12 protein-coding genes are annotated in these 12374 nt (G+C 69.5%); 8 read left to right on the forward strand and 4 right to left on the reverse strand.

The genetic code is table 11. From position 1 onward, the window contains the following. Positions 1 to 93: 93 nt before the first annotated feature. Positions 94 to 1146, reverse strand: coding sequence for an isopenicillin N synthase family dioxygenase (locus tag ESP51_RS01935; RefSeq protein ID WP_129519191.1), 1053 nt, complete (start codon positions 1144 to 1146; stop codon positions 94 to 96). Positions 1147 to 1254: 108 nt separating this feature from the next. Between ESP51_RS01935 and ESP51_RS01940 the strand changes: the two genes are divergently transcribed. From ESP51_RS01940 to ESP51_RS01970, 7 genes are all read left to right on the forward strand, one after another. Then, a complete protein-coding gene (locus ESP51_RS01940) occupies positions 1255 to 1866 on the forward strand; it encodes a helix-turn-helix domain-containing protein (protein WP_164990355.1) in 612 nt (203 codons plus the stop codon). A 34-nt stretch (positions 1867 to 1900) separates the two neighbouring features. Further along, positions 1901 to 3025 carry an ROK family transcriptional regulator gene (locus tag ESP51_RS01945; protein WP_129519193.1) on the forward strand — a complete coding sequence of 375 codons (1125 nt, stop codon included), beginning with the start codon at positions 1901 to 1903 and terminating at the stop codon, positions 3023 to 3025. Positions 3026 to 3112: 87 nt separating this feature from the next. Beyond that, a complete protein-coding gene (locus tag ESP51_RS01950; protein WP_129519194.1) occupies positions 3113 to 4672 on the forward strand; it encodes a GMC oxidoreductase in 1560 nt (519 codons plus the stop codon). A 228-nt stretch (positions 4673 to 4900) separates the two neighbouring features. Next, a complete protein-coding gene (locus ESP51_RS01955; protein WP_129519195.1) occupies positions 4901 to 6205 on the forward strand; it encodes an extracellular solute-binding protein in 1305 nt (434 codons plus the stop codon). Positions 6206 to 6208: 3 nt separating this feature from the next. Next, entirely contained in the window at positions 6209 to 7153 is a 945-nt protein-coding gene (locus ESP51_RS01960) for a carbohydrate ABC transporter permease (protein ID WP_206737161.1), read from the forward strand. Further along, the gene (locus ESP51_RS01965) at positions 7150 to 7980 is read left to right on the forward strand and encodes a carbohydrate ABC transporter permease (protein ID WP_129519196.1); all 831 of its coding nucleotides are present in this window, start codon (positions 7150 to 7152) and stop codon (positions 7978 to 7980) included. Before ESP51_RS01960 ends, ESP51_RS01965 begins: the two co-directional genes overlap by 4 nt. Before the next feature lie 35 nt (positions 7981 to 8015). Beyond that, entirely contained in the window at positions 8016 to 8969 is a 954-nt protein-coding gene (locus ESP51_RS01970) for a sugar phosphate isomerase/epimerase family protein (protein ID WP_164990356.1), read from the forward strand. 9 nt (positions 8970 to 8978) lie between these two features. Here the strand turns inward: ESP51_RS01970 and ESP51_RS01975 are convergent, their stop codons facing one another. Continuing rightward, the gene (locus ESP51_RS01975) at positions 8979 to 10547 is read right to left on the reverse strand and encodes a sensor histidine kinase (protein WP_129519198.1); all 1569 of its coding nucleotides are present in this window, start codon (positions 10545 to 10547) and stop codon (positions 8979 to 8981) included. Positions 10548 to 10558: 11 nt separating this feature from the next. Beyond that, the gene (locus tag ESP51_RS01980) at positions 10559 to 11281 is read right to left on the reverse strand and encodes a response regulator transcription factor (protein ID WP_129519199.1); all 723 of its coding nucleotides are present in this window, start codon (positions 11279 to 11281) and stop codon (positions 10559 to 10561) included. 163 nt (positions 11282 to 11444) lie between these two features. On the opposite strand from ESP51_RS01980, the gene ESP51_RS01985 reads away from it, so the two are divergent. Then, entirely contained in the window at positions 11445 to 12131 is a 687-nt protein-coding gene (locus ESP51_RS01985; protein ID WP_129519200.1) for a GNAT family N-acetyltransferase, read from the forward strand. A gap of 41 nt (positions 12132 to 12172) precedes the next feature. Here ESP51_RS01985 and ESP51_RS01990 read toward each other — a convergent pair whose 3' ends face one another. Then, entirely contained in the window at positions 12173 to 12367 is a 195-nt protein-coding gene (locus ESP51_RS01990) for a hypothetical protein (protein WP_129519201.1), read from the reverse strand. Between the last annotated feature and the right edge of the window lie 7 nt (positions 12368 to 12374).

Below are 12374 nucleotides of genomic sequence, written 5' to 3' on the forward strand. Positions count from 1 at the left end.
CAGGAGTCTCTCCGCCGTGAACATGGCTGCTCGGCCGAAGATGGGGGCGAATGGATCCGTCGCGGGTCGGAGATGCCGTCGCCCTTGGTCGGTTCAGGAGCGACTCGCGAGCACCCGCTCCGCCTCACGCTCCGTGTCGCTCGTGTTGTTCACGAGCCCGCGGGAACCCCGGAGCTTCGCCTCGATGTGCTCGCCGATCGTGATCGGACCGTACAGCTCCTTCTCGCCCTCGGCGACGCATCCGGGGAGCGTCGTGATCACCGCGTCGACGTTGCCGTCGAAGAAGAACGCGGCGGAGCGGCGTCGCTTGATGCGTCCGCCGATCACGGGCGGCTTCACGCGGTGCAATGTCGACTTCCAGCGCTCGTTGGTCCACCGCGCCGTGAGGTCGCCGAGGTTCACGAGCAGCGCGCCGGGCAAGGGCGAGACGTCGTTCCAGCCGCCGTCGGCGTCGAGCACCTGGAGCCCTTTCACGTCGTCGGCCCAGAGCAGCGTCACGATGCCGAAGTCGGTGTGCTCGCCCATGCCGATGAGGTCGCCGTCGAGCTCGACGCGCTCCCCGTCGGGCAGCGCGTAGTTGTTCATGCGCAGCACGTCGAGCGAGTGGTCGGTGTATGAGTCGAAGTACCCGGCCGGCAATCCGAGCGCGTCGGCGAAGATCTGCATCATGATCTTCGCGACCGAGGTGGCGTGCGACATCCAGAGCTCGACATCTTCTTGGAAGGTTTCGCTCTCGGCGGGCCAGATGTTCTCGGAGTACATCGCGGGATCGACCTCGACGTGGCCGTAGTCGGCAGCGGTCGCGCCGAGGTTGAAGGCCTCGAAGAAGTCGTTCATGCGTTCGGCCTTCTCGACGCCGAGGCTGAGGCTGAGGCGCTCGGACTTCGGTGGGCTGTAGCCGCGGTTGACGCCGGCGGGCGCCTGGTACTGCTTCTTCACGTCGAGCGGCAGCTCGAAGAAGCGGTCGCTCGCGCGGCCGAGGCGCGCCCAGGCCTCGAGGGGGATCCCGTGACCGAGGATCTGCATGAAGCCGACCGTGCGGGCCGCCTCGTCGAACTGGTGGGCGACCTGGGCCCGCTCGGCGTCGGTGCCGCCCGCGATGTATGGGGCGATGTCGATCGCCGGAACATGGAATGCAGCTGACATGCCGGTCTCCTTCGGTGTTCGGATATCTTCGTCCTGTTCCCCACGCCCGTTGCCGGACCCGAGTGATAGGTATTGGTTATCAATATGGACGAGAATCGAGCTCCTCGGGTGAACACCGTGTTACAGGATCCGGATGCCGCAGCCGACGTCAGCGCCGCGGTCGGGCGAGCCATCCGTCGTGCCCGTGAGGCGGCGGGGCTCTCGATGCGCGCCCTCGCACGCTCGAGCGAGATGAGCCAGCCGTTTCTCAGCCAGGTCGAGAAGGGCGCGACGAGTCCCTCGCTCTCGAGCCTCTACCGGCTCGCCCATGCGCTCGGATTGCCACCGAGCGAGCTCATGCCACCCGTGAGCGGGCCGCACGGCGTGTCGGTGCTGCGCCGGGGGGAGGGGCGAGAGCTCCCCGTCTCCGACGCGCCAGACGCAGCGAGCGGACGACTCCTCTCGGCGGGCGCCGGTCACGTGCTCGAGGTGGTCGAGTACCGCGTCGCGCCGGGGTCCGACCTCGGCGGCTGGTTCGAGTCCGACGGCGAGATGACGGTCTACGTCATTGACGGCGAGGTCGAGGTGACACTCGAGAACGAGGGCTCCTGGCGACTCGGAGCCGGCGAGGCGATCAGCCATCCGGCCGACATCCGGCATCGCTGGGCTGCGGCCGGCGAGAGGGAGGCCCGAATCCTGCTCTCGATCGCGCACACGCGCCCGGCTGCGGCGCGCCAGTAGGCTGGACCGCGCGATACGGGAGAGGGGGAGCGGCGTGCGAGCGTTCGATCCCACGGCGATGCGCGAGGCGAACTCCTCGCTGACCCTCCGCTCGCTGTACCTCGCGAGCGGCCCGGTCACGATGACCGAGCTGAATCGCACGACCGGCCTGTCGCGTCGCACGATCGAGCTCATCCTCACCGACCTCGTCACCGAGGGCTGGGTCGAGCCGATCGAACCCGGGCCGGCGTCGGGCGTCGGGCGCCCGCCGCGTCTCTACGCGTTCCGGCCCGAGCACGCCCTCGTCGGAGCGGTGCAGTTCGACACCCATTCGACCGAGGCGCTCGTGGCCGACCTCAGTGGCGCCGTGCTCGGCCGATCCCGGCGCAAGCTCACGAACTCGACGAACCCCGACCTCACCCTCGCCGAGGCGAGGGCCGCGTTGCTCGCCGCGGTCGACGAATCCGGCAGGTCGCTCGAGGACTTCCGGGCGGTCGGCGTGGCGATGGGAGGCGCCGTCGACGACGACGGCACGGTCGTCACCCTCGTCAACGCCCCGCGGTGGGCGGGTGTGCGCGCCGCCGACGCGCTCAGTCTTCCGGCCGGCGTGCGCGTCATCATCGACAACGACGCGAACCTCGCGGCGCTCGCCGAGGGCGCGCTCGGCGCGGCGACCGACCACGCGAGCTTCACGTGGCTGCTCGCGGGCAATCGCGCGGGCTCCGGCATCATCATCGACGGACGCATCCATCGGGGCTTCCGCGGGGCGGCCGGCGAGATCGTCGAGGCGAACCTCCTGGGTACGCGAGCGATGGAGCACAATCCGTTCGGCCTGCTCACCTCGCCCGACCCGGCCGAACGAGCGGCGGGCGAGGCCATCGTCGAGGGCGTGCGTCGCGGCGACGCCGAGGCGATCGCCGAGCTCGACGCCTTCGTCGCGCCATTCGCGCAACTGCTCGCCGTGTTCGCGTGGACCATCGCCCCGCCGCTCATCGTGCTCGGCGGCGGTCTCGAGGCCGGCGCCGACGTGCTCATTCCGAGCCTGCGCGCCGCCCTCGAGGCGGCCGGGGCGCCCGCCATGGAGTTGCGCGGTTCGGCGCTCGGGCGCGAGGCCATGCTGCAGGGCGCACTGCGGGTCGCGATCATGAGCGTCGAGCAGGAGCTCTTCAGCTCCGCCTGAGCGAGGCGCTGAGGGCGACATCCCGGTGAAACATCCCGCAGTTATGCTGCAAAGTAGCAATACTTCGCCGAGTCTCGGGAGTTCCGAATGTCGCACGTTCCACGCCCTGTCGACGTCCTGATCGTGGGCAGCGGCCTCATGGGCGCCGCCGTCGCGCGGATCGTGCGTGAGGGGTCGCCGGGTGCCCGCATCCACATGGTCGACGGCGGCGTGCCGATCGGGAGCGCACCGGGCCAGCATCTCCACGACCTCCGCGATGAAGCGCTGCGTGGCGCCTACATCGAGCAGGCGTCTCCCGGCATCCAGTCCCTCTACCTCGGCGCCGCTGTCACGCCGGCGGTCAGCTCCGAGCTCCGCAGCGTGACGCCCGGCATGTACCACCTCTCGTCGTTCGACGAGGACGCGGCCGGGATGCCCGCGAGCGCATTCGCGTGGAACGCGGGCGGCATGGGGGTGCACTGGACGGCGGCGACCCCGCGCCCCTGGGGTGACGAGGTGTTCGCGTTCGACGGGCCCGACATGTGGGCGCGCGACCTCGGCGAGGCCGAGCGGCTGCTCGGCGTGCACGACGCTCCGTTCGGCGTCACGAACGTCGGCGGCCGCATCCTCGAGGTGCTCGACTCGGTCTTCGGCCCGGTGAGCGCGCCGGGCCGGCATCCGCGAACGATGCCGATGGCGGTGGCCCCGAGGGAGGACGGCCGACTGCCGCGCACCGGTCCGAACCGGATCCTTCCGCGCATGACCGCGCCGAACGGTGAAGACTTCACGCTCTCGACCGGCACGCTCGCCGTGGCGCTCGTGCACGACGGCGCAACGGTGCGCGGTGCCCGGGTGCGCGAGGTCGCAACTGGCGACGAGTACGAGATCGAGGCGGGAGTCACGATCGTCGCGGCCGACCCCATCCGCACGCCGCAACTGCTCTTCGCCTCGGGCATCCGGCCCGAGGCTCTCGGCCGCCACCTGAACGAGCACGCCTTCCTGACCGGGCAGGTGATCGCCGACCTCGAGCGACTCGAGGTCGCGCTCGACGAGATCCCCGACCCCGGACCCGACGAGTGGGTCGCCGGCTCGTACTGGCTGCCGCACAGCGGCGCCGCGCAACCGTTCCATGGGCAGATCATGGACCGGCTCTACTTCGACGCGACGGGCGCTCGGCTCGCGTACTCGGTGGGCCTCGCGCTCTATGTGCCGACCGAGATCAACCCCGAGAACCGGCTGGTCTTCGATGACACGAAGCCGGATGTCGCGGGCCTGCCGCGAATCACGGTGCGGTTCACGCACTCCGAGGCCGATCTGGCCCTCATCGAACAGGCGCGCGCGTCGCAGCGAGCCGCGGGGGAGGCGCTCGGCGACTTCGACCCCGAGCGCGATTCCGCCCTGCTTCCTCCTGGCTCGTCACTGCACTACACCGGCACGGCACGCTCGGGAGCGACCGATGACGGCACCTCCGTCTGCGACCCCATCGGGCGCGTGTGGGGGTTCTCGAATCTCTACCTCGCGGGCGGTGCCACCGTGCCGACGGCCGTCGTCGGCAACTCCACGCTCACCGGCATGGTGACCGCCGTGCGGGCCGGCCGAGCGGTCGTCGGCCGACTCGGCGGAGGCCGCGCCCACGGCCACGCCGCGGCACTGAATATTTCTAGGTAGTAACAAAACCGGGTAGGCGCGTTTCCGAGCCGTAAACTCTCCCGCGTGAACCCACTTCGGGCGGGCTATCCCTCTACTCTCAGGGAACAAGCCCGGCCAGGTGAGCATCCTCGACCACAGCATCGAGTACTTCCATCAGATCCGCGATAACGAAACATCCCCTCAGAATCGCCGGATCGCTCCAACTTCAGAACCGCACCGCTCTTCCTTGCCCCGAAAGGAATCACCATGTTCACCACCTCACGAGCACGACGCCGGGCGCTCGCCGTCGCCGCGCCGGCACTTGCCGCCGCGCTCCTCCTCAGCGGCTGCGGACGCGGCGACGGCGCCACCGATGCCGCGGCCGACATCGAGATCGACGACTCGCCCGCCACCGGAACGCTCAGCCTCTGGATCGGTTCGGGCGAAGCCGATGCCCTCGAAGGCTTCCTCGACGACTTCGCGGCCGAGAACCCCGATGTCGAGCTCGAGCTCACGAACGTGCCATCCGACTCGCTCGACACGAAGCTCACCACCGCGATCGCCTCCGGTGAGGTGCCCGACCTCACAATGCTCTACTCGCAGACGCAGAGCACGATGCTCGCCACGGGCGGCTTCGCCCCGGTGCCCGAGGGGCTCGTCGACAGCGACGCCTTCTTCGATTCCGCCTACGACGGCACGCTCGTCGACGGCGTCTCGCACGCGGTGCCGTGGTACGCCTACGCGAACGTCTGGTACTACCGGAAGGACCTCGTCGAGGCCGCGGGCGCCACGCCGCCCACCACGTGGGAGGAGACGAGCGCCTTCGCCGAGCAGCTGAAGGCGGCGGGTCATCCAATGCCCCTCGGACTCGACGTCGGATACGACGCGTACAGTGCGCAGGCCCTCGACGCCCTCGTGCACCAGAACGACGGCAGCCTGATCAGCGACGACCTCACATCGTGGACGATCGACGCCCCCGAGAACGTCGAGGCGCTCGAGTTCTGGGGCTCGCTCTTCGCCGACGGTGACGCGAGCCCCGACGGCCCGCTCTTCCTCGACACGGTGCCGTGGTTCACGTCCGGCCAGACCGTCGCCGGCGGCAACGGGCCGTGGTTCCCCGGGTTCCTCGACGGCGCCAACGGCGAAGGCTGGTCGGCCGAGCACCTCGGCGCGATCGTGCCGCCCGCCGGCCCCGGCGGCACCGTCGCGGCGAACTTCGGCGGCGGCAGCCTCGCCGTGCCGAAGGATGCCGAGAACGCCGACGCCGCATGGAAGCTCGCCCGCTACCTCGCCCAGCCCGACGTGCAGGTCGCGTGGTACGAGACGTTCGGCAACCTCCCGACGACGGAAGCCGCCTGGGAGGAGCCGGTCATCGCCGACGACCCGCTGCTCGGGGCGGTGCGTGATGCCCTGCCGCACGCGGTCGCCGTTCCCGCGGTGCCGACCTGGAGCGAGGTCGGTGCGATCATCGGCGAGCAGATGGAGCGGGTCGCCCGCGGCGAGGCATCCGCTGAAGCGGCGCTCGCCGAGGCGCAGGTGCAGGCCGAGGCGATCGGCACGGGAATCGAGTAGCCGATGACCCTCGAGACCACGCCGGCGGGGGTGGCGGCCATGAGCCGCCCCCTCCGCTGGGGCATCCTCCGGCGATGGACGCCGGGGCCCACGGGCGTCGCCTGGCTCTTCGTGATGCCGTTCCTCGTGATCTTCGCCGTGTTCACGGCGGTGCCGGCCGTCATGGCCGTCACCCTCACGATGACCGACATCGGCGTGGCCGACCTGCGCGACCCGCTCGGCGTGAACTTCGTCTTCCTCGACAACTTCCAGGCGGTGCTCACCGCCCCCGCGTTCCTTCGCTCGGCGCTCAACACCGTGGTCTACGTGGGGATCGGCGTGCCGGTCACCATGGCGATCGGCTTCCTGCTCGCACTCGCGCTCGACAGCGGCATCCGTCGTGCTCGCCCGGTGTTTCGGGCCGTCATCTACCTTCCCGTGATCGCGAACATCGTCGCGGCCGCGATCGTGTGGCAGTACGCCTTCACCCTCAACGGGCCGATCAACAGCTTCCTCGCCGATCTCGGCATCGCGGGCCCGAACTGGCTCGGCACGCCGACCACGGCGATGATCGTCGTGCTCCTGCTCACCATCTGGCGCACCACCGGCACGTGCATGGTGCTCTTCCTCGCCGGCTTGCAGGCAGTGCCCGAAGAGGTGCACGAAGCGGCATCCCTCGACGGCGCGGGCTACTGGCGGCGCGTCTTCCAGATGACTCTGCCGCTCCTGCGCCCGACGACCCTGCTCGTCACCGTGCTCATGAGCGTGATGTTCCTCAACATCTTCGAAGAGCCGTTCCTCCTGACCGAGGGCGGGCCGCTCGGCTCGACGAAGTCGGTCGCGCAGTGGGTCTACGAGCAGTTCGGGTTCGGCAACATCGCCAACGCGATGACCGGCTCGATCGTACTGCTCCTCGGCGTGCTCATCGTGTGCGTCGTCCAACTCCGAGTGCTGAGGCCGAAGCAATGAACCGACTCCATGTCGTGCGCGCGTCGGGGCTCTACCTGGCGCTCTGCCTCGTGAGTGCCCTCATGCTGCTGCCGTTCGCCTGGGTGGTCTTCGGGTCGTTCAAGACCCAGGGCGAGTTCACCGCGAACCCGGGCGGCTGGCTTCCCGAGAGCTTCGCGAACCTGCAGAACTTCGTCGTGCTCTTCACCGAGGAGGCGTTCGGCGGATTCCTCGTGAACAGCATCATCGTCTCGGCGGTGACCGTGCTCGCGAACGTGCTGTTCTGCTCGATGGCCGGCTATGCGCTCGCGAAGCTGCCGTTCCGCGGCCGTGGGCTCCTGATGGGCTGCGTGCTCGTCGCGATGACCGTGCCGTACGTCGCGCTGTTCGTGCCGCAATTCCTCATCACCGTGCAGCTCGGCCTCGTGAACACCCTCGCCGGCATCATCGCGCCGATGCTGGTGATGCCGCTCGGCGTCTTCATCATGCGCCAGTTCGCGCTCTCGATCCCCGACGAGCTGCTCGAGGCGGCACGCATCGACGGCGCGGGGGAGTTCGGGATCTTCTTCCGCATCTTCCTGCCGCTCCTCGGCCCGGCGATCGCCACCGTGTCGATCTTCACCTTCCTGGCATCGTGGAACTTCTTCCTCTGGCCGCTCGTCGTCGCCCAGACCGAAGACGTGTTCACGCTTCCCGTCGGCCTCGCGATCGCCTCGCAGCAGGCGAACACGACCGCCTACGGGTTGCTGCTCGCGGGCGCGATCGTCGTGCTGCTGCCGGTGCTCATCCTCTTCCTGTTCCTCCAGCGGTACTTCATCCAGGGCATCGCGACGGCAGGACTCAAATGACCATGGCATCGGATGCCGCAGAGAGAGGAACTCGCTTGACGATCGCGCGTGCGCAGCTCGCACTGAACCCCATCCAGTGGATCAACATCAAGGAGGACCCCGACGACCCGTCGAGCGCGGATCTCTGGCTCTTCGCCGACCCTGCGTTCCGCGCCGACTACCCCGCGGTGCTGGGCAAGGTGAAGGCCGGCGGGTTCGACACCGTGATGATGCAGGTGCTCGACACGCAGACGCTGCAGGACTATGAGCGGATGGTGCGCGAGGCGGGCCTGAACCTGGCTCCCGGCTACTGCCACGTCGGGCTGCCCGAGGATCACGGCCACGCGTTCGCACCGGGGAGCGCGGAGTGGGTGCGCTGGTTCGACGGGATCCGCCGCGCTGCCGAGGAGTCGAACTACTTCGGACTCGAGACGGTCTTCCTCGCGCCCGAGATGGCGTGGGACGGCGCCGCGCGCACCGTCACCAAGGCGGCGGTCGGCGCTGCCTTCGACCAGGGCCGCCTCGACCGGGTCGTCGACGTGCTCGCCGAAGCCGCCCGGATCCTCACCGACGAGGGTGTGCGGCCCGGACTGCACAACCACGTCGGCACGTGGGTCGAGACCGAGTACGAGATCGACTACGTGCTCGACCACATCGACGAGGCCATTCTCGGCGCGTCGTTCGACGTCGGCCACCTCGCCTGGGCGGGCGTCGACCCCGTCGCGATGCTCGCCAAGCACCGCGATCGCCTCGTCGACGTGCACGTGAAAGACCTCGACCTCGCGGTCGCCGCCGCGAGCCGAGCAGAGCCGACCGACTACGCGTCGACGGTCGATCGGGGGCTCTTCCTCGAGCCGGGCCTCGGCGACCTCGATCTCGACGGATGCCTCGGCGCACTGCCCGATGGCTTCGGCGGCTGGGTCATCATCGAGGTCGACCGGGCCTCGATGGATCCCGACGAGAGCGTGCACGTGAGTCGCCGCTGGGTCGAGCGGGTCTTCCCGGCCTGACGCGCGGTCTCAGGTGGTGACGGCAGAACTCGGGACCGGAATCTCGGTGCCGGCCGGCTCAGTGTCGGCGCGCTCCGCTGCGGCGAGCCCGTCGCGGGCGACCTCGCTCTCGTGCTCACCGAAGCCCACGCGCGGAAGCTCCACGATGAATCGCGTTCCGGCGGTGCTCGTCACGACCGACACCGACCCGTCGTGCGCCTCGACGATCGACCGCACGATCGCGAGCCCGAGTCCGGTGCTGCCGTGAGCCCTCGTGCGTGACGGGTCGCCGCGCACGAATCGCTCGAAGAGCACCGGCACGAGCTCGTCGGCGATGCCGTCGCCGTCGTCGGAGACGGTGAGCTGCACGCGCGGGCCATCCGATCCCATGGCATCGCGGGTGTTCACGCCGACGGTCACGTGCGTGCCGGCGGGCGTGTGGGTGCCGGCGTTGGCGAGCAGGTTCGCGACCATGCGGTGCAACTGCTCGGCATCACCCTGCACGAGCACCGCCTCGTGCGGCACCTCGACCGCCCACTCGTGCGATCGATACGCGGCTTGGGCGTCGCTCGCCGCCGCCGTGACGACGTCGGCGAGATCGACCTCGTCGGACTGGATGTCCTGCCCCTCGTCGAGGCGCGCCAGGAGGAGCAGCTCGCCGACGAGGGCGCTCATGCGGCCCGCCTCCGCTTCGATCCGCGTGAGGGCGAACTCGGTCGTCGCCGGCAGCTCGGCGCTGTCCTGTCGTGTGAGCTCCGCGTAGCCCAGGATCGACGCCAACGGGGTGCGCAGCTCGTGGCTCGCATCGGTGATGAACCGCCGCATGCGCCGATCGGTGGCGGCACGCACCTTGAGCGCGTCGTCGACGTGGCGCAGCAACAGGTCGAGCGCGTGTCCGACCCGGCCGACTTCGGTCTGGTCGCTGATGTCGCGGGCGTCGAGGCCGTGGGGCACCGAGACGTCGCCCGAGTGCAGCGAGACCGCGGTGACGGCGGCCGCGGCATCCGCGACTCGGGACAACGGGCGAAGCGCAGCCCGCACGAAGACGGTCGCGCCCAGCACCGCGAGGGCGATCGCGAGGATCGTGATGGCCACGTTCGCCGCCGTGTTCGCGAGCGCCGCCTCTTGCGCCGCCGCCGTGCTGGCCGCGACGAAGTACGTCGTGCCGTCATCGCCGTCGACGACGGTGCCGCGAAGGCTGCCGAAGTCGGCGAGCTCGAGGTCGCTCGGTTCGCCGGCCGAAAGGGTCGCGACCGTCGCTTCGATGGAATCGACCTGGGCTTGATCGAGGTAGCGGCCGCCCGACTCGGTGAATCGTGCGGCATCGACGACCTCGCCGTCGTCGAGCATCGCGATGATCGTGTCGGGCGCGTAGCCGACGTAGTCGACGAACGGCTTCTGGAACTGCGGCTTCGCGCGGTACTTCTCGACGGTCTGCTCGAGCATGCCGACGGATGCCGCGAGCTGCGTGTCGATCATCGAATACGAGGTCGCGTGCAGGGTCAGGGAGCTGATGAGCGTCACCGTGAGCAGTGCACCGGCGAGCAACGCCGCGGTGCCGACGACGAGTTGCTGCCGAAGAGAGATGCGACGCGTCATCCGGAGCCCTCTCACGAGGCGGCCCGGAGGATGTAGCCGACTCCGCGGACGGTGTGGATCAGGGGAGAGCGGCCTCGGTCGACCTTCTTCCGCAGATACGAGATGTAGAGATCGACGATGCTCGCCTTGCCGGCGAAGTCGTACTGCCAGACGTTCTCGAGGATCTGCGCCCGGCTGAGCACCCGGTTCGGATTGCGGAGCAGGAAGCGGAGCAGCTCGAACTCGGTCGTCGTCAAGGACAGGGGCTCGTCGCCGCGGAACGTCTCGTAGCTGCGTTCGTCGAGCACCAGGTCGGCCACCTGCAGGCGGCTGCCGTCGTCGGGGGCGAGCACGATGCGCCGGAGGAGGCCGCGGAGCCGAGCGACGAGCTCCTCGAGGCTGAAGGGCTTCGTCAGGTAGTCGTCGCCGCCGGCGGTCAACCCGATGATCCGGTCGTCGACCGAGTCGCGTGCCGTCAGGAACAGCGTGGGCGCCGAAGACCCGAGTTCCCGCATCTGCCGGAGCACGTTGAGCCCGTCGATGTCGGGCAGCATGATGTCGAGCACGACCGCGTCGGGGCGCGACATCTTGAACGACTGGAGTGCCTCACGACCGGTGTGCGCGACATCGACCACCCAGCCTTCGTACGACAGGGCGAGGCTCACGAGTCGAGCGAGCGTCTGCTCGTCGTCGACGAGCAGGATCCGGATCGGACTTCCGTCGGGCCGGTACATCTTGGGGAGTTGGGCGAGCATGGCTCGCCGTCTCGGGGAACCCTCGACCGGGAGCTGATCGGGTGAGTGCACGCTCAATTATGCGGTGCGGCAGAGGCGGGCGACCGGAAAGTGAGCGTCATTCATAGAGACCTCACATGATCGCATGTCCCAGTCAATTGTCGAGGGATTAGCGTCGAGTCCCATGACACGAGCTCTCGCCCCGACCCACCGGGTGCCGGCGCAGCCTCTCGTCTGGCGCCGGCCCTCGTCGCAGCTCATCGACCTGTTGCGTCGCCTGCCGCTCCGAAGGCCCCGTTGGATGCGCGGCCTCCGCCTCGAGCGTGTCGTGACGGCGCCGCGAATCGAGACCCCGCGACTCAAGTTGCGTCCCCATCGCTCGGCGGACGCGAGCGCCTGGTATGCCCTCCAGTCGGACCCGAACGTGCTCCGGTACCTGCCGTGGCCGCCCCGATCGCGCCGAGCGTCGCGTCGCCATCTGCGCCACCGCACCCGCCACATCCGGCTCGAGCAGGCGGGCGACTTCATGGCGCTCGCCGTCGAACTCGACGGTCGTCTCATCGGCGACGTCTCGCTGCACCTGCGCGAGGTGGACCCCCGTGGCCGTCGTGCGGAGATCGGCTGGCTCATCGGCACGGAATGGGCCGGCCACGGATACGCGACGGAAGCCGCGCGTGCGATGCTCCAGTTCGCGTTCGACACGCTCGAGGCGCGCTATGTGACCGCGGTCATGGATTCCGGCAACGAGCGCTCGCACCTCCTCGCGCGCCGCCTGGGCTTCCTCGACATCGCCGACACGGGAGGCGAGCGAACGCTCCTGCTCAGTCGCGAGCAGTTCCGGCGCAGCTCACAGCGGCGCGACTCCCTCTGAGACGTTCGACGGTCCAGCCGGAGTCGCCCGGCGACTCGGTCTCACCGGCCGGCGAACAGCCGCAGGTCGCGAAGCCCGAATCCGCCCGGCTCGGGCAGGGCGCTGCGGATCCGCTCGGCGGTGAACCGTCGGCGGGGCATCAGGTCGTCGGGAACGGATGCCGCGGGCGGGGCCGCCTCGACGACGCCCTCGGCGAGCATCCGCACCTGGGCTTTCGCGACGAGCGGCACCGTCATCGTGTCT

The sequence above is a fragment of the Agromyces albus genome (genome assembly GCF_004134825.1).
Taxonomy (GTDB): domain Bacteria; phylum Actinomycetota; class Actinomycetes; order Actinomycetales; family Microbacteriaceae; genus Agromyces; species Agromyces albus.